Origin of the sequence: Paraburkholderia tagetis (assembly GCF_022213065.1) — a bacterium.
In the GTDB taxonomy this organism is placed as follows: Bacteria; Pseudomonadota; Gammaproteobacteria; order Burkholderiales; family Burkholderiaceae; genus Paraburkholderia; species Paraburkholderia tagetis.
This window is the reverse complement of the sequence record NZ_JAKLJA010000043.1, coordinates 1-24,168: the sequence shown is the minus strand read 5'-3', so window position 1 is coordinate 24,168 and position 24,168 is coordinate 1. Positions and strand designations below refer to the sequence as shown.

General features: G+C 60.5%; 20 protein-coding genes and 2 pseudogenes. 11 read left to right on the top strand and 11 right to left on the bottom strand.

Annotated elements, in window-relative coordinates; translation table 11 throughout:
- Window positions 1–5: 5 nt before the first annotated feature.
- The 3 genes from L5014_RS31640 to L5014_RS31630 form a co-directional block, all read right to left on the bottom strand.
- Complete coding sequence (locus L5014_RS31640) at window positions 6–1,250, bottom strand: sarcosine oxidase subunit beta family protein (RefSeq protein ID WP_238467735.1); 1,245 nt, start codon at window positions 1,248–1,250, stop codon at window positions 6–8.
- Window positions 1,251–1,287: 37 nt separating this feature from the next.
- Window positions 1,288–2,673: an L-serine ammonia-lyase gene (locus L5014_RS31635; protein WP_238467734.1), complete on the bottom strand. Its 1,386-nt coding sequence runs from the start codon at window positions 2,671–2,673 to the stop codon at window positions 1,288–1,290.
- A 373-nt stretch (window positions 2,674–3,046) separates the two neighbouring features.
- The gene (locus tag L5014_RS31630) at window positions 3,047–4,189 is read right to left on the bottom strand and encodes a porin (protein WP_238467733.1); all 1,143 of its coding nucleotides are present in this window, start codon (window positions 4,187–4,189) and stop codon (window positions 3,047–3,049) included.
- A gap of 256 nt (window positions 4,190–4,445) precedes the next feature.
- Between L5014_RS31630 and betI the strand changes: the two genes are divergently transcribed.
- The 3 genes from betI to betA are packed head-to-tail and all read left to right on the top strand — an operon-like array spanning window position 4,446 to window position 8,326.
- Window positions 4,446–5,057: a transcriptional regulator BetI gene (betI, locus tag L5014_RS31625; RefSeq protein WP_238467732.1), complete on the top strand. Its 612-nt coding sequence runs from the start codon at window positions 4,446–4,448 to the stop codon at window positions 5,055–5,057.
- A gap of 17 nt (window positions 5,058–5,074) precedes the next feature.
- A complete protein-coding gene (gene betB, locus L5014_RS31620; protein ID WP_238467731.1) occupies window positions 5,075–6,544 on the top strand; it encodes a betaine-aldehyde dehydrogenase in 1,470 nt (489 codons plus the stop codon).
- 30 nt (window positions 6,545–6,574) lie between these two features.
- Window positions 6,575–8,326, top strand: a complete 1,752-nt coding sequence (betA, locus tag L5014_RS31615; RefSeq protein ID WP_238467730.1) for a choline dehydrogenase — start codon at window positions 6,575–6,577, stop codon at window positions 8,324–8,326.
- A gap of 90 nt (window positions 8,327–8,416) precedes the next feature.
- Here betA and L5014_RS31610 read toward each other — a convergent pair.
- The 4 genes and pseudogenes from L5014_RS31610 to L5014_RS31595 form a co-directional block, all read right to left on the bottom strand.
- Window positions 8,417–8,551: pseudogene (locus L5014_RS31610) on the bottom strand (helix-turn-helix domain-containing protein); the annotation flags it as partial.
- A 346-nt stretch (window positions 8,552–8,897) separates the two neighbouring features.
- Complete coding sequence (locus tag L5014_RS31605) at window positions 8,898–10,544, bottom strand: trimethylamine N-oxide permease (RefSeq protein WP_238467729.1); 1,647 nt, start codon at window positions 10,542–10,544, stop codon at window positions 8,898–8,900.
- A gap of 171 nt (window positions 10,545–10,715) precedes the next feature.
- A complete protein-coding gene (locus L5014_RS31600; protein ID WP_238467728.1) occupies window positions 10,716–11,666 on the bottom strand; it encodes a choline ABC transporter substrate-binding protein in 951 nt (316 codons plus the stop codon).
- Between the two features lie 598 nt (window positions 11,667–12,264).
- Complete coding sequence (locus L5014_RS31595; protein ID WP_420800174.1) at window positions 12,265–13,176, bottom strand: lipid A biosynthesis lauroyl acyltransferase; 912 nt, start codon at window positions 13,174–13,176, stop codon at window positions 12,265–12,267.
- A gap of 606 nt (window positions 13,177–13,782) precedes the next feature.
- On the opposite strand from L5014_RS31595, the gene L5014_RS31590 reads away from it, so the two are divergent.
- Window positions 13,783–15,057, top strand: a complete 1,275-nt coding sequence (locus L5014_RS31590; RefSeq protein ID WP_238467727.1) for a haloacid dehalogenase-like hydrolase — start codon at window positions 13,783–13,785, stop codon at window positions 15,055–15,057.
- A gap of 252 nt (window positions 15,058–15,309) precedes the next feature.
- On the opposite strand, the gene L5014_RS31585 is transcribed toward L5014_RS31590, so the two are convergent.
- Entirely contained in the window at window positions 15,310–16,731 is a 1,422-nt protein-coding gene (locus L5014_RS31585) for a hypothetical protein (protein WP_238467726.1), read from the bottom strand.
- A 535-nt stretch (window positions 16,732–17,266) separates the two neighbouring features.
- Here L5014_RS31585 and L5014_RS31580 point away from each other — a divergent pair.
- The 7 genes from L5014_RS31580 (at window position 17,267) to L5014_RS31550 (ending at window position 22,879) form a co-directional block, all read left to right on the top strand.
- A complete protein-coding gene (locus L5014_RS31580) occupies window positions 17,267–17,539 on the top strand; it encodes a hypothetical protein (RefSeq protein WP_238467725.1) in 273 nt (90 codons plus the stop codon).
- Window positions 17,540–17,560: 21 nt separating this feature from the next.
- Window positions 17,561–18,157, top strand: coding sequence for a hypothetical protein (locus L5014_RS31575; RefSeq protein ID WP_238467724.1), 597 nt, complete (start codon window positions 17,561–17,563; stop codon window positions 18,155–18,157).
- A gap of 89 nt (window positions 18,158–18,246) precedes the next feature.
- Window positions 18,247–18,822 (top strand): NMCC_0638 family (lipo)protein, encoded by a 576-nt coding sequence (locus tag L5014_RS31570; RefSeq protein WP_238467723.1) that lies wholly within the window; start codon window positions 18,247–18,249, stop codon window positions 18,820–18,822.
- A 357-nt stretch (window positions 18,823–19,179) separates the two neighbouring features.
- On the top strand, window positions 19,180–20,130 hold the full coding sequence (nudC, locus tag L5014_RS31565; RefSeq protein WP_238467759.1) for an NAD(+) diphosphatase: 951 nt from the start codon (window positions 19,180–19,182) through the stop codon (window positions 20,128–20,130).
- Between the two features lie 519 nt (window positions 20,131–20,649).
- On the top strand, window positions 20,650–20,955 hold the full coding sequence (locus tag L5014_RS31560; RefSeq protein WP_173259863.1) for a panthothenate synthetase: 306 nt from the start codon (window positions 20,650–20,652) through the stop codon (window positions 20,953–20,955).
- A 359-nt stretch (window positions 20,956–21,314) separates the two neighbouring features.
- Window positions 21,315–21,479, top strand: a complete 165-nt coding sequence (locus L5014_RS31555; RefSeq protein ID WP_175198492.1) for an FmdB family zinc ribbon protein — start codon at window positions 21,315–21,317, stop codon at window positions 21,477–21,479.
- A 200-nt stretch (window positions 21,480–21,679) separates the two neighbouring features.
- Window positions 21,680–22,879 carry an acyltransferase family protein gene (locus L5014_RS31550; RefSeq protein WP_238467722.1) on the top strand — a complete coding sequence of 400 codons (1,200 nt, stop codon included), beginning with the start codon at window positions 21,680–21,682 and terminating at the stop codon, window positions 22,877–22,879.
- Window positions 22,880–22,883: 4 nt separating this feature from the next.
- On the opposite strand, the pseudogene L5014_RS31545 reads toward L5014_RS31550, so the two are convergent.
- From L5014_RS31545 to L5014_RS31535, 3 genes and pseudogenes are all read right to left on the bottom strand, one after another.
- Window positions 22,884–23,003, bottom strand: a pseudogene (locus tag L5014_RS31545) (PDDEXK nuclease domain-containing protein); the annotation flags it as partial.
- 78 nt (window positions 23,004–23,081) lie between these two features.
- Entirely contained in the window at window positions 23,082–23,426 is a 345-nt protein-coding gene (locus tag L5014_RS31540; protein WP_238467721.1) for a hypothetical protein, read from the bottom strand.
- Window positions 23,426–24,082 (bottom strand): alpha/beta hydrolase, encoded by a 657-nt coding sequence (locus L5014_RS31535; protein ID WP_238467720.1) that lies wholly within the window; start codon window positions 24,080–24,082, stop codon window positions 23,426–23,428. Before L5014_RS31535 ends, L5014_RS31540 begins: the two co-directional genes overlap by 1 nt.
- Window positions 24,083–24,168: the final 86 nt, after the last annotated feature.

Here is a 24,168-nt window from a genome sequence, read left to right as displayed (position 1 = left end):
CGTATTCAGTGCGCCACGGCAGCCGCGCCGTGTTCGTCGATCAGATGGCCGTTGTAGAAACGGTCCAGTGCGAACGGCGCGTTGATCGGGTGCGGTTCGTCGTTCGCGATGGTGTGCGCGAAGGTCCAGCCCGAGCCCGGCGTCGCCTTGAAGCCGCCGGTGCCCCAGCCGCAGTTGAAGTAGAGGCCTTTCACGTCGGTCTTGCTGATGATCGGGCACGCATCGGGCGAGACGTCGACAATGCCGCCCCACTGGCGGTTCATGCGCACGCGCGAGAACACCGGGAACATTTCGACGATGGCCTGCAACGTGCCTTCGATGATGTGATAGCTGCCGCGCTGGCCGAAACCCGTGTACTGGTCGACGCCCGCGCCGATCACGAGGTCGCCCTTGTCGGACTGGCTGATATACGCGTGCACCGCGTTCGACATGATGACCGAGTTGACCACCGGCTTGATGGGCTCGGAAACCAGCGCCTGAAGCGGATGGCTTTCGATCGGCAGGCGGATGCCGGCCATGTCGGCGAGCGTCGTGGTGTTGCCTGCGGCAACCACGGCCACCTTCTTCGCCTTGATGAAGCCCTTCACCGTGTCCACGCCGGTCACGCGGCCGCCGTCGCGGCGAATGCCCGTTACCTGGCAATTCTGAATGATGTCCACGCCGTGGCGGTCCGCGCCGCGCGCGAAGCCCCAGGCCACCGCGTCGTGGCGCGCCACGCCGGCGCGGCGCTGAATGGATGCGCCCAGCACCGGATAGCGGCTGTTCAGGTTGATCGTGGGTTCGATCTCCTTGATCTGCTCGGGCGTGAGGAACTCGGCGTCCACGCCGTTCAGGCGGTTCGCGTTCACGCGGCGCTCGGTGTCGCGCACGTCTTGCAGCGTGTGCGCGAGATTCATCACGCCGCGCTGGCTGAACATCACGTTGTAGTTGAGGTCCTGCGAGAGCCCTTCCCAGAGCTTCATCGCCTTCTCGTAGAGCGCCGCCGACTCGTCCCACAGATAGTTCGAGCGCACGATGGTCGTGTTGCGCGCCGTGTTGCCGCCGCCGATCCAGCCCTTCTCCAGAATCGCGACGTTCTTCACGCCGTGCTCTTTCGCGAGGTAGTATGCGGTCGCGAGACCATGCCCGCCGCCGCCGACGATCACGACGTCGTACTCCTTCTTGGGCTCAGGGCTCCTCCACTGTCGCTCCCAGTTCTCGTGATACGACAACCCGTTGCGGAACAGACTGAATATCGAATAGCGGCTCATCTTGCGGACCCCTTGCTCGTTGCCTTGCTCGTTACCATTAGCATTCGATGACGTTCACGGCCAAACCGCCGCGCGACGTCTCCTTGTATTTCGTTTTCATATCGGCACCGGTCTCGCGCATCGTCTTGATGACGTTGTCGAGCGTGACGTAGTGCTGGCCATCGCCCTTGAGCGCCATGCGCGAGGCGTTGAGCGCCTTGATCGCGCCCATGGCGTTGCGCTCGATGCACGGAATCTGCACGAGGCCGCCCACCGGATCGCAGGTCATGCCCAGGTTGTGCTCCATGCCGATCTCGGCGGCGTTTTCCACCTGCGTGGGCGTGCCGCCCATCACGGCCGCAAGTGCTGCCGCCGCCATCGAGCACGCCACGCCCACTTCGCCCTGGCAGCCCACTTCGGCACCGGAGATCGAGGCGGTTTCCTTGTAGATGATGCCGATGGCCGCCGCCGTGAGCAGGAAGTCGATAATCCCCTTCTCGTTGGCGCCCGGCACGAACTTCACGTAGTAGTGAAGCACTGCGGGAATCACGCCGGCTGCGCCGTTGGTGGGCGCCGTGACGACACGGCCGCCTGCGGCGTTTTCCTCGTTCACGGCCATCGCGTAGAGGTTCACCCAGTCGAGCATCGACAGCGGATCGCGCAGCGACTCCTCGGTGCGCGAGCGCAGATGCACATACAGATCGGCGGCGCGGCGCTTCACGCCCATCGGGCCGGGCAGCTCGCCATGCATCTTGCAGCCGCGCTCCACGCAGGCTGCCATCGTCTTCCAGATGCCAAGCAATCCTTCGCGTACTTCGTCGGGCGTGCGCGACACACATTCGTTGGCGAACGTCACTTCGGCGATCGAGAGGCCGCTCTCGCTGCACACGCGCAGCAAGTCGTCGCCGGTGCGGAACGGATACGGCACCTCGTGGCCGCTGCGCACGCCGTTCACACGATCGCCCTCACGGTTCACGACGAAGCCGCCGCCCACCGAGTAATACTCTTTCTCGACCAGCAACTGACCGTTCTCGTCGAAGGCCTGAAAACGCATGCCGTTGGAATGCAGCGTGTTTGCGCCGCCCATCGTCTTGCGATAAAAGCCGATGCATTCCTTCTCGTCGAAGCGGACCGACTGCTTGCCGAGCAGCACGAGCGTCTTCTCCGCACGAATGGCGGCAAGGCGCGGTGCGATGCGGTCCGGATCGATCGTATCGGGCAGGTTGCCTTCGAGACCGAGCAGCACGGCCTTGTCGGTGCCGTGGCCCTTGCCCGTCGCGCCGAGCGAGCCATAGAGCTCGACCTTCACGCGGCGCACGAAGGCGAGCAGATTGGCGTCCTCGATATGGGACACGAAGCGGCATGCGGCGACCATCGGGCCGACCGTATGCGAGCTCGATGGGCCGATCCCGATCTTGAACAGGTCGAAGACGCTGACGTTCATCTGACTTCCCTCACCTGGATATACCTGGTTAAACCTGGTTCACGCCTGGCGTGGCGTGGATTGGGTTGGAATGGTTTGAAACTGCTCTACTGACGTTAGACGCAAGTAAATCAAAGAGGCCGGTGCATCAGATAGAACAAAAACGCCATTGCCGTTGGATGCCCCCGCCAGCGGGGCTTTCGGGCGGATTGGAAATGCGTTTTGGCGATGATTCGCGGCGCAAAAACACAAATCGGCGGGGGCCGCCTGAGCCGCCACCCGCCGATGCTTCAGAACGATTGCTGCGCCGCAACGCGAGCGCGCCGCGGAAATTCACACGCATGCAGAAGCGCTTATAGGCGTCCCTTTACCCGTGTGGCGCTTCCAGACGCGCTTAGAACGAATGCCGCATGCCGATGCGCACGTCGGCCTGGGTCGTGGTCGACGACGGCGTGAAGCTATAGCCGATCACAGCGTCCACGCCCTGCGAAGCCTTGAGCCAGTCGCCCGAGATGTAGACATCCGTGCTCTTCGAAAGCAGGTAATGAAAGCCTGCCGAAAGCATATTCCAGTGGTGGCCGTCGAAGTGCGTGTACTGGTAGCCGCCGATCAGGCTCGCTGCGGGCGTGATCTGCCAGTCCGCGCCGCCCTCGGCCACCTGCATGTGCTCGCTCTGCCCGAATGCCTTGATCTGCGTGTAGGTGAAGTCGCCCATCAACGTAACGGGACCCATCACGTAGCTCGCGCCCACGCCGAACGCCCCCTGCTTGTCCACCGGAAATGCCGTATTCGCATAGAGGTCCGTGATCGCGCCCGAGGCCGGATCGACGCTCACCGTGGGCCTGCCGAAGAACGTGCGCGCGCCGATCATCGCGTAGGGGTCGAACGCATAGATGCCCGACGGATTGTTCAACTGCGTGTACGCCGTGCCCATCGAGAACGCGCCGTTCTGATACTGCGCACCCACGCTCCATGCACTGCCCGTATGGAATTGGCCCGGGGTATTGCTGAACGAGTACATGCCGCCGAACTGGAAGCCGCCATAGGTGTTCGACATGAACTTCACGGCGTTCTGCAGATGGTCGCCGTTCATGCGGTCGAAGTCGCCCTGGTTGATGGCGTAGCCGCTCGCCCATGCGCTGACGTTGTACGTGTAGACCATCTCCTGCGTCATGTCGATCTGGTTGCCGAAGGTGAGCGTGCCCCAATCGCTTTGCAGACCTACGTATGCCTGGCGCCCGAACAGCGAGCCGCCGTTCGTGAGTTGCCCATTGCCCACGTGAAAGCCGCTTTCCAGCGTGAAGATGGCCTTGAGCCCGCCGCCCAGGTCTTCGGTGCCCTTCACGCCCCAGCGGTTGCCATACGAAACACCATCGTCGAACTTCACCTGGTGCGAGCCGCCCGCATTGGAGACGTAGGTGACGCCTCCGTCGATGATCCCGTACAGCGTCACGCTGCTCTGAGCCTCGCTCTGCGTGGACAACGTGGCCAAGGCAAGCGCGATGCCAGTCAGTGCCGTCGCTTTCACTTTCTTCATGGTGCAGGTCTCTCTTGTCTTTTGGTACGGTTGAAGGTCCGCATAAAAGACGTGCAAAGCGCGTGCGAATTCGTGCTGCGCGCGGCACGTTTTATGCGGATCACCAGAACGTACAAATCCAGATTTCGCACGACTTGCGCTTACGCGACAGGTACTTGATGAAATCCGACGCCCGCCATTACTGCGTTTTTATTGATTGATCGTTCAATAAAAAGCGACTAGAGTAAGTACCTTCCCAGCGCTGCCTTAAATCGCCATGCCCAAGATCGGAATGCGCGACGTCCGTCGCGCGCAGCTCATTGATGCGACCCTGCAATCGATCGACCAGTCCGGACTTTCCGGCACGACGCTTGCCACGGTCGCGCAGCACGCAAATATCTCCACCGGGATCGTCAGTCACTATTTCGGCGGCAAGGATGGCCTGCTCGAGGCCACCATGCGCCATATCCTGCACGATCTCTGGGAGGCCACCATGCGCCGCCGCACGGCGGCGAAAGACGAGCCGCGCGCGCGCTTGCGCGCCATCGTGGCCGCGAATTTCGACGTGTCGCAGGTGAACACGCCGGTGATGAAGACCTGGCTCGCGTTCTGGGCCGAGAGCATGCATCAGCCCGCGCTGCGCCGCCTGCAACGCGTGAACACGCGCCGGCTCTATTCGAACCTGTGCGCGGAGTTCGAGAAGGTCTTGCCGCGCGTTGCATCGCGGCGCGCCGCCACCGGCCTTGCCGCGATGATCGACGGCTTGTGGCTGCGCGGCACCCTCACCGGCGAACCGTTCGACACCAAGGAAGCCCTGCGGGTCGCCAACGAATACATCGATCTGATGCTCGAGACGCGCGCCAAAGCGCGCTCGCGCAAATCCGCCTAGCCCCGGAGTCATCCACCATGTCTGTCTATCCGCTCGAACGCCTCTTCATTGACGGCGCATTCACCGACGCCACCAGTGGCGAGACCTTCGAAACGCGCGACCCCGCCACGGGCGAAACGCTCGCGACGGTGCAGCAGGCCAGCGCCGCCGACATCGAGCGCGCCGTGCAATCCGCGCGCGCCGGCCAGCGCGTGTGGGCCGCCATGACGGCCATGGAGCGCTCGCGCATCCTGCGCCGCGCAGTCGAACTGCTGCGCGCGCGCAACGACGAACTGGCCGCGCTGGAAACGCGCGACACCGGCAAGCCGATTGCGGAAACGAGCGCCGTGGACATCGTCACGGGCGCCGACGTGATCGAGTATTACGCCGGCCTCGCCACCGCCATCGAAGGCCAGCAGATTCCGTTGCGCACCGATTCGTTCGTCTATACGCGCCGCGAGCCGCTGGGCGTGACGGCCGGCATTGGCGCGTGGAATTACCCCATTCAGATCGCGTGCTGGAAATCGGCGCCCGCGCTGGCCGCCGGCAACGCGATGATCTTCAAGCCGAGCGAAGTCACGCCGCTGTCCGCCTCGAAGCTCGCCGAAATTTATCTGGAAGCCGGCGTGCCGCCGGGCGTATTCAACGTGGTGCAAGGCGACGCGCGCGTGGGCGCGATGCTCAGCACGCATCCCGGCATCGAGAAGATCTCGTTCACGGGCGGCGTGGAAACGGGCAAGAAAGTCATGGCCGCGGCAGGCGGCTCGTCGCTGAAGGAAGTGACGATGGAACTGGGCGGCAAGTCGCCGCTCATCGTATTCGAAGACGCCGATCTCGATCGCGCCGCCGACATTGCGGTCACCGCCAACTTCTTCAGCTCGGGCCAGGTCTGCACCAACGGCACGCGCGTATTCGTGCACGAATCCGTGCTGCCGGCATTCGAAGCGCGCGTGCTCGAACGCGTGGCGCGCATTCGCCTCGGTCATCCCGGCGACCCCAACACCAACTTCGGCCCGCTCGCCAGCGCGGCGCAACTCGAGAAGGTGCTCGGCTTTATCGAAAGCGGCAAGCGCGAAGGCGCGCGCCTCGTCGCGGGCGGCGCACGCGTGGTGGAAGGTGAATTCGCGCGCGGCCAGTACGTGCAGCCCACCGTGTTCTCGGGCTGCCGCGACGACATGAAGATCGTGCGCGAGGAAATCTTCGGCCCGGTCATGAGCATTCTTTCGTTTGCGGAGGAATCCGAAGTCATCGCGCGTGCGAACGACACGGTCTATGGCCTCGCCGCGGGTGTCGTCACCGAGAACCTGTCGCGCGCGCATCGTGCGATTCACCGTCTCGAAGCGGGCATCTGCTGGATCAACACCTGGGGCGAATCGCCCGCCGAAATGCCCGTGGGCGGCTACAAGCAATCGGGCGTGGGACGCGAGAACGGCATCACGACGCTCGAGCACTACACGCGCATCAAATCCGTTCAGGTCGAACTGGGACCGTATCGGCCCGCTTTCTGAGCGAATTCGAGGGAATTGGAGGGAGACGGCATGGCAGCGCAAGAGTACGACTACATCATCATCGGCGCGGGATCGGCGGGCAATGTGCTCGCCACGCGGCTCACCGAGGACCGCGACGTCACGGTCCTGCTGCTGGAAGCGGGCGGCCCCGACTACCGCTTCGACTTCCGCACGCAGATGCCGGCAGCGCTCGCGTACCCGTTGCAAGGGCGCCGCTATAACTGGGCCTACGAGACCGACCCCGAGCCGTTCATGGACAACCGGCGCATGGAGTGCGGGCGCGGCAAGGGACTGGGCGGCTCTTCGCTCATCAACGGCATGTGCTATATCCGCGGCAACGCGCTCGACTATGACGGCTGGGCCGAGCGCAAAGGGCTGGAAAACTGGAGCTATCTGGATTGCCTGCCCTACTTCCGCAAGGCGGAAACGCGCGACGTGGGCGCGAACGATTATCACGGCGGCGAAGGCCCCGTGCACGTGACGACCAGCAAGCCCGGCGTGAACCCCCTGTTCGAAGCGATGGTCGAGGCCGGCGTGCAGGCGGGCTACCCGCGCACCGACGACCTCAACGGCTACCGCCAGGAAGGCTTCGGGCCGATGGACCGCACGGTGACGGCCAAGGGCCGGCGCGCGAGCACCGCGCGCGGCTACCTGGACCAGGCGAAGCAGCGACCCAACCTCGAAATCGTCACGCATGCGACCACCGACCGGATTCTGTTCAGCGGCAAGCGCGCAAACGGCGTGGTCTTTCTCGACGGCGGCGCACAGGTCACGCGCTACGCGCGCCGCGAAGTGCTGGTGTGCGCGGGCGCGATCGCCTCGCCGCAACTGCTGCAACGCTCGGGCGTGGGTCCCGGCGCGTGGCTGCGCGAACTCGATATTCCGGTCGTGCTCGATTTGCCGGGCGTGGGGCAAAATCTTCAGGACCACCTGGAGATGTACATGCAGTACGAGTGCAAGGAGCCCGTTTCGCTCTACCCCGCACTGCTCAAGCGCAATCAGCCCGCCATCGGGCTCGAATGGATGCTGCGCGGCACCGGCATGGGCGCGAGCAACCATTTCGAGGCGGGCGGCTTCATTCGCACGCGCGACGACGACCCGTGGCCCAACATCCAGTATCACTTCCTGCCCGTTGCGATCAATTACAACGGCAGCAATGCGATCAAGATGCACGGCTTCCAGGCGCACGTCGGCTCGATGCGCTCGCCTAGCCGCGGCCGTGTGAAACTGCGCTCGCGCGACCCGCGCCAGCATCCGTCGATTCTCTTCAACTACATGTCCGAAGCGCTCGACTGGCGCGAGTTCCGCGACGCCATCCGCATCACGCGCGAGATCATTGCACAGCCGGCGCTGAACCGTTACCGTGGCCGCGAGCTGAACCCGGGCGCGGACCTCAAGACCGACTCGCAGATCGACGCCTTCGTGCGCAACCGCGCCGAGACGGCGTTCCACCCGTCGTGCTCGTGCGCGATGGGCTACGACGACATGGCGGTAGTGGACGAGGAAGGCCGCGTGCATGGACTCGACGGCCTGCGCGTGGTGGATGCATCGATCATGCCGCGCATCACCACTGGCAACCTCAACGCCCCGACGATCATGCTCGCCGAGAAGATCGCCGACCGCATTCGCGGCCGTAAACCGCTCGCGCGCTCGACGGCGCCGTATTACGTGGCGGATGGCGCACCGGCACGCGGCGGTGACTTGCCGCTGCGCCCGGCGGGAACGACGGGAATGAAGGCGGCGCCGAGCGGAGAACGACGCAAGGCGCACGCAATGTCGTGATCTCCCTGATAAATCGGATACCTGAATAATCGGATATCGTAGCGGGCCGGAATCGAAGCGCAAAGCGCGACGACTCCGGCCCGCTTGTGTTTACACGAGTGAAATTCTCAGGGATTTTCCGCATGCCGCTGCGTACTTGCGCAGCGTCGCCAGAGATGGAGAATGTTTTTCGCTCGCGAGCGACGATTCCAGACGGGATACTGCGGAGGTGGTGGTGCCCATGCGAAGAGGAGCGCACCGATCGGGGTACTTGTTATGCCTCACGGCGCGCGCAGCGCTGCCGGAGGTATGAGCCCTTTGTCACTCCGAAAAACGGCGCGTGGTGACAGACGCTCCGGAACCGCTCCGATTAAAGGCAAGTGGTGGACGGCGTCACACTAGCGGTGTGAGCGGCTTTCTTTTGCCCCGCACAGGGGCAACGCTAATAGACCACCACGAACACAAGGAAACGCGAAAAAACGCGAAAAAACGCGAAAAACCGCCCAAAACAAAACAGCGCCACGCAGCACCCGAACTCCGAATGCCAACGTGACGCCGTGAAGAAACCAACAGCAGAATTAAAACCGCCCCATTAAACCGCCGAAGCCAACCGATACGAAATCGCAATCGTCAGCGCGGCCGCAATCAACGCGGCATAAGGCAACATATCGCGCCACTTGCTGCGCATGGGAATCTTCACTTCCATATCGAGCGCACTGCCTGCGGGAAAGCGCCCACGATCCTGCCAGTAATGGCGATAAGCAAACACCGGCACGATCAGCAGCATCGCAATCAAGCCATCGCGCAGCGTATTCGCGCCTTGCAGATTCGCACCCGCGCCAACGAACACGAGATTCGCATAACCGCACAGTGCGCCGAGCGCCAGCAGCCACGTCGGGCAGCGGAACGGGCGATCCCATGACGGACGATCCATGCGATGAATCCAGCCCGACTGCAGATTGAGAAACACAAACAGCATGTAGCAGACGTTCGAGATGGAGAGCACCGTCATGTAGTCGGACATCGCGAGCAGCACGAGGTTAAAGCCCAGATCGGTCCACATGGCCGCCGTAGGCGCGCCGTGCTCGTTCACACGCGAGAGGTAGCGCGGCAGCCAGCCGTCCACCGAAGCCTGATAGAGCGTGCGCGAAGACCCCATCATCGAAGTCATCACGATCAGCAGAATCGAGAGCATCAGCATCACGACCACGGCATTGCCGACCCATGCGCCGCCGCCCACGATGGACGCCATCGCCGTGCCCACGCCGGTGCCGTCGCCGATGCGCGGATCGAGCATCGCCTGCATGCCGAGCGAGCCCTGGAAGGCGAGCGGCACGAGCGTCATCACGACGAGGCACAGCGCGCCCGACCAGAAGATCGCGCGCGCGGTATCGCGGCGCGGATCGCGGAATTCGCGCGTATAGCAGACGGCGGTCTCGAAGCCATACGAAGCCCAGCCAGCCATGAACATGGCGCCCAGCGCCATCACCACGCCCTGGCCGTTCCATGCGCCAAAGACCGAGGCGGTCAAATTGCCTTGCGCGTCATGGCCGAGCGGCAGCAGCGGAAACAGATGTTTCGCGGGCACATCGCCGGTGACGAACGGCGCAAGCCCGACGATCAGCAGCGGCGTGAGCGAGGCAATGCCAAGAATCTTCTGCGTTTTGGCGGCCTTCGATGCGCCGCTATGCTGAAGCCGGAACGTGATCAGCAGGAATGCCGCTGCAATCGCGAAGGTGGAATTGATCCGCAGCGTGAGGCCGGGCTTGATGAAGTCCAGGTTCGCGAGCGTCCAGTGCCATTGCAGAATGGCCGCATCGGGAGCAAACAGCGTGGCGAGCGCGTAATTCGCGGCGAGGCCGCAACCCAGCGCGAGCATGGGCGACCAGGCGAGCCAGTTGCACCACACCGAGACCGGCGCAATCATCTTGCTGTAGCGCACCCAGCCGATCGCGCCATAGACCGACGCACCACCGGATTTGTGCGGAAAAAGGCCGGAAATCTCGGCATAAGTGGCGCTTTGCACGAGACCCATCGTGATCGATGCGATCCAGATAGCCCACGCCGGCTGGCCTATGGTTGCGCATACACCGCCGATCGTGAAAAGCACACCTGCCGGTACGCCGCTCGTGACCCAAAATGCGTCTTTCCAGGTAAGGCCACGCTGCAACGCATGGCCATGGTCGCCTCGGGCGCCGACCTCATCGGCACCCCGCGTACGTATTCCAGCCTGCTCCATCCAATTCCTCCTGAGGGGTAACGCTAATCGAACAAAATTGCCGCGCCAATTGGGGCGTTCAGGGATCGCCAGGAGCACCGTGCATACGCACCGCTAGCCCCAGGCGCCCTGTGCGCCCCGGCCGTTCGCAAGAGGGTGCGAACGGCGGGCGCTTCTTGCATTCAAGAAGGGTCAGTGCGTGCCCAGATACGCGCGCACGGCGGGCACACCCGGCTTGCCGTCGAGGGTCGTCACGCCGGCGAGCCACTTGTCGAGCATCTGCGGATTGGCCTTGAGCCAGTCGGCGGCGGCCTTGTTCGGGTCTTCCTTGGCCGCGATGGGCACCATCAAATGGTTCTCGATGGCGGTCGTGAACTGCAGGTTGGAGACGAACTTCGCGACGTTCGGGCAGCGCGTGCCGTAATCGGGCGGTTCGGCGGTGAGAACCTTCGCCGCGCCGTAATCAGGACCGAACACGTCGTCGCCACCCGCGAGGTAATCGATCTTCATCTGCACGTTCATCGGATGCGGCTCCCAGCCGAGGAACACGATCCACTGCTTTTCGCGCACGGCCCGGTTCACCTGCACGAGCATGCCGGCCTCGCTCGACTCCACGAGCTTGAACTTGCCGAGACCATACTGATTCGAGGTGATCATCTTCTGAATCAGCTGGTTGCCGTCGTTGCCGGGTTCGATGCCGTAAATCCGGCCCTGCAATTTGTCCGCGAACTTCGCGATGTCCTGGAACGAGTGCAGGCCACCCTGATACACATAGTCGGGCACGGCGAGCGTGTATTTGGCGCCGATGAGGTTCGGCGTCGGCAACACCTTGATCGAGCCCGCTTTCGTGAACGGCTCGATCATCGGGTCCATCGTCGGCGACCAGTAGCCGAGGAACACGTCGATCTGCTTGCTCTTCAGGCCCGCAAATGTGATCGGCACCGAAGCGATGGTCTTGGTGGGCTCGTAGCCGAGCCCGGCGAGTATCGTGGATGCGACACCCGTGGTCGCCGCGATATCGGTCCAGCCTACATCGGCGAAGCGCACTGCCTTGCACTCGGCGGGATCCGCCGCATAGGCGCTGGAACAGGCGGCTGCCGCGAACAGGAGCGCACAGGCCTGCAGGGTTTGGAATCGGGACATCTTTTATCTCCTCGAGACTGCATAGCGTCGATCGGTTCCGCATGGAAGGGATGGCGGCAAACTCGCGGACGGACTGCGGGTCGCCCGGCGCAAGACGCGTGCCCGCCCGCGCTCCAGTAGCCCCACGCCCCTGTACCGGGGCTTACGGGAAGAAAGAAGCGAGGACGTGCATCCCACGGTCAATAGTCGTTTGGCAAAAAGCGGATCAACGTAGCAATTGCGACGAGCAATTGCGCAGATGCGACAACGCGACGCCACGAAGGCCGTGCAGCAAGGTTTTAAGTTGATTGAACGATCAATCGAAATACGGAAGAGAGCCCGTGGCCCAGGCCGCACCGGCGATATCGGGGGCTCTTTCTGCCGTTTCTGGACGCGTGCATGCGTGCAGTCGCTGGATTGCTTTCAGCAACGCTTCAGTCGTATGACTGGATATTTCTCTTTCTTTCGATTTTTTTACAGCGGAGATGAATGACGGGGCGTGCGGCTGGAAACGCTCCCATGCAATGAGCGTCCTCGTCTTTTTTAATTATTGAGGATTCCGACTGATTAACTGTCGTGCACGGCCACTGCCGGTCTGGCATGCATCGAAGAGACTGGATCAATACACGCCTGGCACGCCCGGCGGACGATTCTTGAAGCGGCGGTGCACCCAGTAATACTGCTCCGGGCACTTCCGGATCTGTGTTTCAAGAAACTCGTTCATCCGACGCGCATCGAGCGTTTCGCTCTCCGATGGAAAGCCGCTGAACGGCTCGAAGATAGTGAGCTTATAGCCGCGGTAATCCGGCAGCACTTCCGTGACGAATGGCACCACTCGTGCACCGGCTAGCCTGGCAAGGCGCGAAACCGAAGTAAGCGTGCACGCGGGAACGCCAAAAAACGGCACAAAAACAGAGTTCTGGATGCCGTGATCCATGTCCGCTGCCAGCATGACCGGTATGCCTGAGCGAAGCAGCCCAACGATCTTCCTCGCGCTCGTCGACCGTTCGACCATCTCGGCGCCAAATCTGCCGCGTTGCCGCTTGGCGAGGTCGCACATGCGCGCGTTCGACATGCGCGTATAGAGGGAGGCGGCGGGCAACTGCGTCGAGTAGAGTATGCAGCCGACCTCGACACTTACAAAATGAAAGCCCAGAAAAATGGTCGGTACCGCATGCTTTTCTTCCAGATCGATTCGGCTTTCGATCTGGACCAGATTCCGAATCGACTTTTCGCTGCCAAACCATTGGACGCCGCGTTCGACATAGCTTCGAATGACGTGGCGAAAATGATTTCTCGCGAGAACCTCGTACTCAGCGTCGGATTTACCCGGAAAGCACAGACGCAGATTGACAAGAACGATGTGTTTTCGGGAGCTTGGAAGCGCGTACAGCATCGTGCCGAGCACACTGCCAAACCTGGCAACCAACCCGTAGGGCAGGACTGAAAAGACGCGCAGCAGCGCTACAAGGGTGGCAAAGCCTAGTCGTCCCAGGATTTTCTCCTGCTTGTGAGAGTCGTTTGTCGCCATTCAGGGGAATATTGATATCTATTGACAGACGGCCGTTTTTTGGGGCGACATCCCGGTGTGGAGCGGCGGCAGGAGCAACAAGTGTGAGATCGCGCGACGCTCGTTTTGATTGTATCCCCAGCATAGTGATTTCTGGCAAAAATCGCACTTGTTACTTTCACTCAGCGACAGAATCCAGGTATCACACATTCATTCAAAACGCGAATTAAGGAAACGCAGAATAATCCAATCGGGCTTCCACGGATGCGTGTAAACATCGATGCTCGTTGCATATACACGAATCATCACGCGTCGATATCTGCCGTTCGTTGAGGACTTGCCATCGCCTCAACACAGAAAGGAACCGCGTCGTTTAGAACGACTTATGAAATGCATCGGGCGGCGGATGAAATACCCGGCGGCGTCGTTCCTGGACAGCTTGCCGTCGCAAGGCAGTAAGTCGTTGTCATATCTTCGTCATATTTTCGGAAGGCCATGCGCCGTCGACCCGAGGCACGAACCTCTCGATCGGCGGCGTGGGCGTCAGTACGAACGCCGGCCGTTGTGCGCGCAATGGCCGAGCGCGACCCAAGCGGATCAGAGTCGCCATATCCACGGAGAGAGACCATGCAACGCCGCAAGTTTCTGAACACCCTTGCCGTCGCCACTGCGGCCGGCTCGCTCGTCGCCAAAGCAGGCGCGGCCGGAACCGCAAAGCCGACGGCCGACTCGCTCGACCCGGGCCGCTGGTCGCCGCTGAACGCGGCGCGCCTGCAGTCGGTGCTCGACCAGCACGGCGTGAAAAGCAAGCAATACAACCCGAATCGTCGTCCGTATGCGGTGTTCGACTGGGACAACACGTGCATCATGAACGACTGCGAAGAGGCGTTGCTGATGTACCAGATCAATCATCTTCAGTACAAGATGACGCCGGATGAATTCGTTCAGGTGATGTGGAAGGACGTGCCGAAAGGCCCGTTCATGAAGGACTACACGACGGTGGACGGCAAGCCGGTGACGATGGACGATCTCGCCGCCGACGTCGAATCCGACTACCGCTGGCTATATGCGAACTACAAGGGCCTCGCCGGCGACAAGAGTCTCGAAGCCATTCAGGAAACCGACCAGTTCAAGGATTTCCGCGCGAAGCTGTATTTCATGTACGACGCGATCTGCGATACGCATCCGCTCGAAGTCGGCTACAAGTGGATCATCTACTTCTACAGGAACATGACGCCCGCCGAGATGCAGGCGATGGCGGCGGCGTCGAACGATCACGGCATCGGCGATGCGCTGCGCAAAGTCGCGTATGAAAGCCCGGCGACGCTGCCGGGCAAGGCTGGCGTCGTATCGGACACGCATTTCCACGGCATCCGCATTCACGAGGAAATTCGCGCGGCAATGCATACGCTGCGTGAGAACGGTATCGACGTGTACATCAGCACCGCGTCGCTCGACGACGTCGTGCGCGTGTTTGCCGGCCATCCGAACTACGGCTACGGCGTGCCGCCGGAGAACGTGATCGGCATGCGTCTGGAGATGCGCGACGGCAAGTACACGAGCGACTACAAGAACGGCTGGTACTTCAACTACGGCCCGGGCAAAACCTTGGGCATTCGCGGAGAACTGGCGTCAAAGAAGGGCTATGGCCCGCTGCTCGTGTTCGGCGACAGCGACGGCGACGCGTGGATGCTGCGCGACTTCAAGGACACGGCGGCCGGCGTGATCGTGAACCGGATGAAGAAGGGCGAGATTGGTGCGGACAGCAAGCTCGCGGCCGAGCAGATCGGCAATCCCAACGCGCGTTTCCTTCTGCAGGGACGGGATGAGCGCACCGGGCTGATGATTCCGGATGAGAAGTCGGTGAAGTACGGGAAGACGGAGCGCAAGCTGCTGGCGTGATGTGATGCGGTCTGCTTTGGTTTGAGGTTTGAGGTTTGAGGTTTGAGGTTTGAGGTTTGAGGTTTGAGGTTTGAGGAGGAACCCGCCGTGAGAGGCGGGTTTTTCTTGTGCGTTCCGATTTATTGAAAAGGAATTTTGAGAACCCCTGATTCGCCGTCCAGCGCGAATCGGACGCTGCGGTGGCGATCTACCTTGCGAAACGCGGGATTTTGGTTTGCAGTTAGCGGGTAAATGAAGCATGGCCCACCAATTTCATCTGTGAGTTCGAACACTTGCAACATAGTCTCCTGCCACCCTACTGCTAACGAACAGCAAAAATTCGTTGTCGGCGCCGCCATGACCAAAAGCAATTGTTCCACACTGACGGAGTCCTCCTAAAGCTTCGATCTTCTGAATTGCGTCAATAGACCCGTCGGACGCGATCCTGGCAATCGAGTTGTTGCTGTTGTCGTCGCATCCTGCGATTAGATAACGACCATTTGGCTCGGGCAATACCGCGGAAAGATTGAACGATAACGAGGGAACCGAAATCACTTCATCATTCGTCGCCCGAAGAACCTTATCGAAGTGCGTAATTCTCACTCCGGATTGCGCTTGAATCTCGCGCGCCCTCTTTGCTAGTGTTGTCGCGAAGTTGCGTAGATCCACCTGTCCAGGATCGAACGATGGGCGTACGTGCCCGACAACAGAAAAACCTCCCTCGTCCTCAAACAAAAACGCCTGATTTTCCCCGTCTAGCTTCAGCTTGTTCAGTTCGCGCCCAGTGCTATCAAATTGCGCGATGATGGTGCTCCTTGCGGTCAAGTGTTCGCCGTTTGCGGGCACATGTATTCCGTCGTCCGCATGCCGTGCGCCCTGAACTTCTGCGACCACCGCGGCCATCGTAACGTTGCCGTTTTCTGACACGCTGAGACCAGTGCACCTCGGCCGAAGAAGAATATCGCTAGTAAGCACGCTATCGCCGCCAGTCATAACGACGCGTCGCTCCCAAAGAAGATTGCCCTGTTTGTCAAGCTTCGCAAGCCAAGGAACAAACAAAACTCGCTCTAGCTCGTACCGGTGAGTATTTCCATCGGGAATCACGCTTACCCGCTCATCGCCAGTTACAAGGATGGCGTCCGCACTCTCCACAATGCAGTAGAAACCTCTGGCCGCCCCGCTGAAATATGAGCGGCTCCATAGCAAATTCCCCGCGGCGTCAAACCGTGCGACGTAGTCAGACGTATGCGCCTGCGTAACTTTTAACCACCCAAAGGGCTCCCTGTGCTCGCGGATTTCGTTCCGCGGATCTTTCTGCTCTTCATATCCGACAACCCAGAAACCGCCGTCTCGCGCGTCCCGGACGGTGCGCGCACCAAATGCAGGCCAGCCCTGATCCACCACATTTGTCCAGTCGACGGCCAAATTTCGTCCGATGTGCATCGTCCAAGCACGGCTCTTTCCCAGCGAACCGGATAAGACAAATCCCCCTTTTGTCGAAGGAGCGGCATTCAACAGGTCTATACTGGCTTTAGGATCGCTTTGAACGGTCGGGAGTTCAAAGCGCTGTTGTTGCAACAGTTCGAACGTGGCGGCGGTCGCGACAGGCGGACAAGCGACGACACACAATCCGATAATGTATGCAGTCAGTTGAAACCGCGGATAAACTTTCCGAAGCGCACGGCAGATTTTCATTGTTGGTCTCCGCGAAGCGGTGCCATCGCAAGCAGTAACATCTACCCGATGGTTCATTGTTTGCATGGCAAGGAGAGAGCGCTCCTGCCTGACTAGGGCCATAGTCATATCACGTGCTCCGCGCCTTGTTCGTGCGATAGGGCACGCGCCGAATGTCTGCTATGTCGACGATCCAGGTACTGATGTCGAATGTCCGATCCTGGCCGGGCGCCGACGCATGCATCATGCATACGCAGGCTCAACCTCGTCATGCCGCGATCGGCCGGAAGCGACCCGTTCCCCGCCGTTCGACACGCCGTAAAGCGGACGTTCAACCAACCGGACGAGACGTCACACGTGGCTTGAGCAGCACGCACGAGTGTCGGAACCGCTCAAAGATGACCGAGATCTGGTTAGCAATGTGCGGCGGGAGACGTTCAAGAGCGGCGGGTAGCCGCGATTCTTTGATATGAGCCCGGTCGGCGCTGTCACTGCCGTTATAAGACGGACAATGGCCAGGTCAATCGCAAGACATTGCCACCGCCAGCGGTTGCAAATGGAAGGCAACAAAAATGAGCAGCCGCATGGATTCGAGCGAGTCGCTTTGGACGTGTTGGCGGGCGTGATCGGAGCCGTAGTCGCATTGCCTCTGTGTGGTGTGCTCGTGAACCTGGTCATCTTTCACAGCGCGATCACGCCTCGACATTTCGACACCGAGGGCGCTGGTCTCGGAGAAGGATTTGCACTGCTGATGTTGCTTCCATTCGCGATCGTTCTCCTGGCAATATCCATCGCAACAAGCGTCTTCCTTTTCCGCAAGCTGTGGTGAGTTCTATTAACGGGGAATTCAATGATCGCAGATCCAGAGAGTGCAAGTTGGAAAATGCCCGTTTCCAGCCGTGAATTCGCCTGGAACAAATATTTGAAGCGACTGCACATACTAGTCCTCGTGCTATACGCAGTGCCGTCAATCGCTGGGTGGATAGATCACGATGGAAGAGCAATCCCGGACAGGCAGGATGTCAAAAGTGCTAATGGCTTTGGTGTGATGCTCGTGCTAACTGCACACGAAGCGGCATTTACGCGAGCGTGGAACAGTTCTACGCAGAGCCCAGTACTGCAGACCACGAAGCAGGTGCAGAGAGGAAAATCAGTGAGCGCTATGCTCCTGTTCTCTGGGTGCAAGCCAAATCCTGCGGGCACGTGCAACGTTAGTGTCACGTATCGATTTTCCGGACCCGATGGAGCTGTTCAAAACATCGGTCCATACAACGTGTGGCAACGCGCTGCGCCAAAACCAGGCATTGTGCAGTTAGGAGACGCGCAGCTGAAGTTAGGTCTTGCTAACAATGATCCCGTCGGGAAATACGTGGTATCAGCAACGATAACGGACCGCAATTCAGGTGCATCGATCACTGTCTCCACCACGCTGACGGTTACAGATTGACCGAACAGTAATCTGCCGGCCGGACACCGGTAGCTTGCCGATACACGTGATGCACGCTACCGGACCTTTTAGTCAAAAGCCGAGAGGCCATGAAATCATTTATCTTTGCGACAACTCTGATTTTTTCGGCGTGTGTTGCGGCGCAGGAGGCCCCCTCATCCGTCGCAGTTGCTCAGTCGAATGTGGCAACACAACTGTTCATGGATCTGTGCATCCCATCAGTTGGCAATCGCGAAGCGTTGAATGCGCTGGCTGCCAAATATGATTTGCGTGACGTTGACCCATCATTCTCGGAAAAAGTGCTGAGAGGAAAGACCGGCAAGGTATGGTCAGCGCCGAGCCATTCAGGCAATTTCATCGTCATCTGGCAAGCTGATAATTCGTGCTCCGTTTGGGCAAGGAGAGCCGACGCTGCCAGCTCAATCGAGCATTTCAAACGCATTGTGACTGGCGCGCAACGCCCTGGTTTGCAACTGCGAGTCGTTGCGGATCGGGACATTGAAGGTCAAGGTGGAACGTACCATTATCTAGCTTATATCCTGTCGAAGGTCGGTGAAGATGCTGGAACGTTCGCGAGCATCGGTGCCACTTCCTCGAACGCGGCGGAGGTCCAGGTTCGATTGAGAATGGAGCGAGCGAAGATGGGAAGGCCGGCACAAAACTGATCCGCCTTTGGAGCGAAGCCATCGTCATCCCATCGAATCGGTGATTTCGATTTTTCCATGGCGAATTACGTTCTCGCAGGTATTCCCGGTTCGCCAAATTGAGCTAATTCACAGTAAATCCTGGTCGGCAAGCGTCTCTTGTTGGCCGCCTACCGCCCGACGCGGTCGACCTTTTCGAGCCAGTCTCCGGATGTTGCCAATCGTTTTTTTCCGTCGTACCCGATTCGTCGTCGGCCAGTCGCTGATCGTTCCCGTCCCGTCCTGAATTCCCACAGTCGACCGGGGCCGCGGCGCCCCGCCCCGCAGAATGCCGTGCCATACTCACGCACCGCCTATACCCGCAATGCCACCTTGATGATGACTGCCTCTTCCGCATCCATCGGCTTCAATGACAACCCACTCGATCGCCGCTCCGAAAGCCGCGACGATCACGCCTTCATCGAGTCTCTGCGCAGTGCCCCGTCCGCACGCTTTCTCGTGTTCGAAGCCGATATTCCCTTGCTCAAACACGGCATTGAGCACGATGCGTGGTTCCTGGCGAGTGAAGCGGCCACTTTGGGTCAACCGCTTCACAGCATCTTTCTCGGGCAGGAGAGCGATGGCAGCGGACGTTTCGCGCTCGGTTTCAAGCTCGGCCTGGAACAGGCGGACCCACCGCGAGGCGAGGTCCATCTTCGGGTCGATCTGCGCTCAATCGCCCTGCAAGGCCTCGTCTCTCCCGCAGTCCTGGGAATGCTGGGCCAGGCAAAGTCGATGCTCGACTGGCATCGCCGCCATTCCTTCTGCGCCAACTGCGGCTCAATGAGCCGCGCCATTGCCTCCGGCTGGCAGCGAATCTGCGATGCCTGTGGCGCCCGCCACTTTCCGCGAGTCGACCCGGTTGTGATCATGCTGGGAATTGACGGCGAGCGGTGCCTGCTCGGACGTCAGCGGCAATTCACCGCCGGGATGTACTCGGCGCTCGCGGGCTTTGTCGAGCCCGGCGAGACGGTGGAAGACGCAGTGCGCCGCGAGGTGCTCGAGGAAACCCGAGTGAAGTGCACACAGGTCGTCTACTTCGCGTCGCAGCCGTGGCCGTTTCCTTCGTCGCTGATGATCGGCTGCTTCGCCCAGGCGAGCGATACGGAAATCGTCGCCGATACCGCGGAACTCGAAGACGCGCGCTGGTTCGCCCGCTCCGAAGTCAAGGCCATGCTCGCGGGCACGCATGCGAGCGGACTTTCTGCGCCCAAGCCATTCGCCATCGCCCATCATTTGTTACAGGCGTATGCTGCACAGGGTCCCTTAATATTGCGTGGCCGATGGTAGGGCCTGCAACCAGATCGCCCGCGACGTTGGACATCGCGACCTTGGCGCAGACCGGGTCCGATGAAACACGGCATTTCATCTAACTCGACGCGAATCGCACAGACGCACAGTTTCGCGACGGGCGGTGCGGCTCTTTTTCCGAGGAAAATGTAAACGCGAGTAACTGTTACGCAACAGTGTCCTGGGGCGAATGCCGAGCTAAGACCGATGAAGACGAGCTTCCGGTGTCGTTCAGGGTTATTCGATGCCTGCCATCGGCCAGCAAGCGTCCTTCGTCCTCCGCGCGGCTCGGACGTTCAGACGACCGCTCCGCTCAGCAAACGACCATTCAATACGCGGATGACATTTGGTCCAGCTACGGTTGAGCGCCTCCCTCTCCTGGGAACGTCGATGCGTGGAACGCTCAGCAACGCATGTGGACGCCCCAATTGCTCTTTGCTTGTTGAATCGCCACAGCCAATCACACGACGAACTCCTATTCTTGAAGAGTCCTTTCGGACACAATCAAGGAGGAAGGCTATGCGCATGCTTCTCAACATACGAATACCTCACGAGCCGTTCAACGCTTTTGTGCGCGATGGCTCCATCGGAGAATTAATCGAGCGGATTCTCGCAGAGATGAAACCGGAAGCCGCCTACTTTACCGAGCAGAACGGAACACGCGGAGCAATTCTCGTCGTGAACCTTGAGGAGCCGTCGCAGATTCCAAAATTCGCGGAACCGTGGTTTCTGACGTTCAATGCCGACTGCGAGTTTCGCGTGGTAATGGTGGCAGATGACCTCAAGAAAGCTGGACTCGAGACGCTTGGCTCGAAGTGGAAATAGGGAGCACGGCACGGCGTGCGAGTGACGCTAAAAGTTCCGTGCCGTGCTGCTGCCCGCTTCGGTCGAGCTACTCAGATGATGACCGATTGACCTCGGAGACCCGCCGCTCCGCACAGGGAAGCGTGGGCGGCAGAGAAGGGTCGCGTGCGGCCCACCACGACGGCAGCGCCCGACGGATGCGGGGCGGCAGGTGCAATCACTTGGCCATGGTCGGCGATACCCGGGGTTGCCCGCGCCGAATACGCTGCGCGCGGCGCGAGATGCGTACGCGGGCGCATTTTTCTGCACTAGAATCGGTTATGCCGTCGTAGACAGTACCGGGCTAGCGCGAGGTGCGGAATTCTCGTTGGAGGAATGCCATGCCGACTTACCAGTACAAATGTGAGAAGTGCGGTGAGATGTTCGAACATGCTGAGCATCTTGCTGAGCATGAAACCGCTCATCCGCCTTGTCCGAAGTGCGGAAGCGAGAAGGTCCAGCACATACCCACGCCATTTGTGGCGAAAACATCCAGAAAGAGCTGAAATCTGTCTGACCGAGCGAAGGCATAATCCGGCCACTTTGCGTTCGATACCTCGCCCAAGACGTGAACAATCAATTCCGCCTGGAGCCTCGCCGGGCGCTCACATGCTTATGCGAGACCGCGTGACGACCGTCACTGCTGCGCGTGGCGGCAGCCTCTACATTTCCATATGTCCCCGTTTCGTAGAGGCACGAGAAGAATATGAATTCTGTTTTGCCACGGGGATTTACCCGGCAGGCACCCCGCAAGATTGAGCGGCCAGACCACATCGATTCGCTCGATTGCCTGCGCGGCCTGAGTGCGCTGCTGGTCATGTGTTACCACTACCGCGAGTTTCTCAATTACGTCATCCCGCATATAGGGAATACCCTGTTCGAAAACGGCCGTATTGGCGTCGATATTTTTTTCATTCTGTCTGGCTTCGTGATGTACACGACGACGCAGAGCGTGAAAAACCAACTTGTGCTGCCGTTCCTGATTAAGCGCGCTTTCCGGGTCGTGCCGCTCGCATGGTTGCTCATCACCATCATTTTTATCAGTGAGGGCAGCGCCAACTGGCAAGCCTACGTGCTCAGCCTTATGTTCGTCCCGCTTTCGAATACCGATGCGCCCTTTTTCGGCTACAACATCCTCTCGCCGGGCTGGACGCTCAGTTACGAGCTTTGGTTTTACGTAATGTTCGGGACAGGCATGCTGGTATCCAAGGCTCACCGGGGGCTCGCAGCCGGGGCAGTCCTGCTTGGCTGCGTGTTCGGGCTCCAGGCGCTCAGCCACACGCCTCTCTACCTCGACGCCTACCCGGCGACGACATTCACAGGGCACCTGCTGGTTCCCGCGCAGATTGTCAGCCAGCTAAGCTCCCCCCTTTTCCTCGAGTTCCTGCTGGGCATCGGGGTAGCGTACCTTTACGCCAACTGCCGGGCGCGGTGGCTCGCCGTCAACGAGAAAATCCGGAGCGGTGTCTACCTGTTTTTTGCCGCCTACACCCTGTCGCACTTCTTCTCAGGCTACGCCATGGGGCACGGCCTTACCCGGAAGGGGCTCCCGGCCCTCGCGCTCTTCAGCGTTTATCTGTGCGCGGATTTTGACGGGCTGCTCAACAAGGTGAAGGGCTTCATTCGCGGGCCGGGTGGCGCGTTCGTGTTTCTTGGTCGCATTTCCTTCAGCCTCTACATCGTCCACGAGCCGTTGCATCAGTTCATCGGCTGCGTGCCGGTGATGGCGGAGCTTTTCAGGCTGGAGGGAGGAATCGGGAAATTCGTGACACTCGGCACGTTTTCTGTGGTGGCCGCCTACGCGCTTTTCCACCTAGCTGAACACCCAACGCAGCGCATCGGAAAATATGTAGCCGAGCGGTTAGTCGCCGTCACTCGCGAGGAGCGATCAACGGCGGCTGTTTAGGCGTCTTGAGATGCGTCCAGCTCAATTCTCTCCGCACTGCGGAGAAAATGGCTTCGTCAGGGAAAATTTCCGCCGCGCGCATGCAGTGCCGCAGTTGCTGCTCGCTCCAGCCTCGCCCGTACTTCATTGGGCGACCCGGCCATAACGCCTTGTCGCTTCGCCCGAAGCGACGCAGGTCCTCAGCCGTAAAGTTGCACGCCGATCACTGCCCGGTCAGCATCCGAAGGATTTTCTGCACGATGCATTCGTGCCGCTCGAGCGCCTCATCGAGCGTGCTTGCGCCATAGCTCTCGTTCTCATCTCGCACTTTCATTCCAGCGATGCGCGTCACAAAGAGCGCGGGTATCCCAGTCCTCGCGTCGGCCACACCGCGAAAGCGTGTCGTGACCGTCACGCCCGCCTCTTCGAGCAGCGTGCGGCGAAAGATCAATTCGTTCTCGGCCATCCAGCGCGACCACTCGCTACGGTCGAACACTTCGACAGGCCTGTTCTTCGCATCGAGGACGTAGAGGCGTTCGCACTGGGGCGGGACGGAACGGGATTTCATTATCGGGAAGCCGCGAGCAGGAAGCCGATCGCCTCCCGCCACCAGCTATTGTCGACGTGGCCAATCCAGTCGTTATGCTCAGCCGCTTCCACGATCTTCAGTTGCTTCGGACCGCTCAGCGCGTTATGGAGCGCCTCACCGAAGCGTGCCGGGACGATGCTGTCGCGTTCGGCAACCACGACGAGAACCGGGCGGCGGAACGCGGCCAGGTGGGTCACACTGTCGTATCGGTCATGCACCAGCCACTTCACGGGCACCCATGGGTAGTGGAAAGCGGCGACGTGCTCGAGCCTGTCCCATGGCGTGATGAGCATTAAGCCAGCGATCTTGTCGCGTTTGCGCGAGCCGGCTGCGGCGACCACGCCGGCTCCGAGCGACTCCCCGATGAGCAGCACCGGGGCGCCGTAGAGACGACGCGCAACCTCGATGGTCTCTTGTGCATCGGCGACCAGACTTTGTTCATCTGGCGTCCCATCGCGTGGCCCATAGCCCGGATATTCGGCGAGGATCACGCGCAGTCCCAGCAGGTTGAGCGCCGCGGCATAGAAGGAACGGTGTCCTGCGTGGCCCGCATTGCCATGAAAGACAATGGCCGTGCCGCGCACGGTTCCGGGCGGTTCGCTGCGTATTCCACGACACCCGAGCGCGGATTCCACGCGTAGCCGAGCAGGTTTTCCACGAACACGCGAGCGCTCGTTCCACACGGAAGCGAGCACTTAAGCAGTGACGCGGGTGGTCAGTT

Excerpts from the sequence above, each read along its gene's own strand:
- L5014_RS31585 (WP_238467726.1), bottom strand. The coding sequence starts at position 16,731 with ATGAAAATCTGCCGTGCGCTTCGGAAAGTTTATCCGCGGTTTCAACTG.
- betI (WP_238467732.1), top strand. The coding sequence starts at position 4,446 with ATGCCCAAGATCGGAATGCGCGACGTCCGTCGCGCGCAGCTCATTGAT.
- L5014_RS31640 (WP_238467735.1), bottom strand. The coding sequence starts at position 1,250 with ATGAGCCGCTATTCGATATTCAGTCTGTTCCGCAACGGGTTGTCGTAT.
- L5014_RS31550 (WP_238467722.1), top strand. The coding sequence starts at position 21,680 with ATGAATTCTGTTTTGCCACGGGGATTTACCCGGCAGGCACCCCGCAAG.
- L5014_RS31630 (WP_238467733.1), bottom strand. The coding sequence starts at position 4,189 with ATGAAGAAAGTGAAAGCGACGGCACTGACTGGCATCGCGCTTGCCTTG.
- L5014_RS31570 (WP_238467723.1), top strand. The coding sequence starts at position 18,247 with ATGAAATCATTTATCTTTGCGACAACTCTGATTTTTTCGGCGTGTGTT.
- L5014_RS31540 (WP_238467721.1), bottom strand. The coding sequence starts at position 23,426 with ATGAAATCCCGTTCCGTCCCGCCCCAGTGCGAACGCCTCTACGTCCTC.
- betB (WP_238467731.1), top strand. The coding sequence starts at position 5,075 with ATGTCTGTCTATCCGCTCGAACGCCTCTTCATTGACGGCGCATTCACC.
- L5014_RS31555 (WP_175198492.1), top strand. The coding sequence starts at position 21,315 with ATGCCGACTTACCAGTACAAATGTGAGAAGTGCGGTGAGATGTTCGAA.
- nudC (WP_238467759.1), top strand. The coding sequence starts at position 19,180 with ATGACTGCCTCTTCCGCATCCATCGGCTTCAATGACAACCCACTCGAT.
- L5014_RS31595 (WP_420800174.1), bottom strand. The coding sequence starts at position 13,176 with ATGGCGACAAACGACTCTCACAAGCAGGAGAAAATCCTGGGACGACTA.
- L5014_RS31635 (WP_238467734.1), bottom strand. The coding sequence starts at position 2,673 with ATGAACGTCAGCGTCTTCGACCTGTTCAAGATCGGGATCGGCCCATCG.
- L5014_RS31580 (WP_238467725.1), top strand. The coding sequence starts at position 17,267 with ATGGAAGGCAACAAAAATGAGCAGCCGCATGGATTCGAGCGAGTCGCT.
- L5014_RS31600 (WP_238467728.1), bottom strand. The coding sequence starts at position 11,666 with ATGTCCCGATTCCAAACCCTGCAGGCCTGTGCGCTCCTGTTCGCGGCA.
- L5014_RS31590 (WP_238467727.1), top strand. The coding sequence starts at position 13,783 with ATGCAACGCCGCAAGTTTCTGAACACCCTTGCCGTCGCCACTGCGGCC.
- L5014_RS31605 (WP_238467729.1), bottom strand. The coding sequence starts at position 10,544 with ATGGAGCAGGCTGGAATACGTACGCGGGGTGCCGATGAGGTCGGCGCC.
- betA (WP_238467730.1), top strand. The coding sequence starts at position 6,575 with ATGGCAGCGCAAGAGTACGACTACATCATCATCGGCGCGGGATCGGCG.
- L5014_RS31575 (WP_238467724.1), top strand. The coding sequence starts at position 17,561 with ATGATCGCAGATCCAGAGAGTGCAAGTTGGAAAATGCCCGTTTCCAGC.
- L5014_RS31560 (WP_173259863.1), top strand. The coding sequence starts at position 20,650 with ATGCGCATGCTTCTCAACATACGAATACCTCACGAGCCGTTCAACGCT.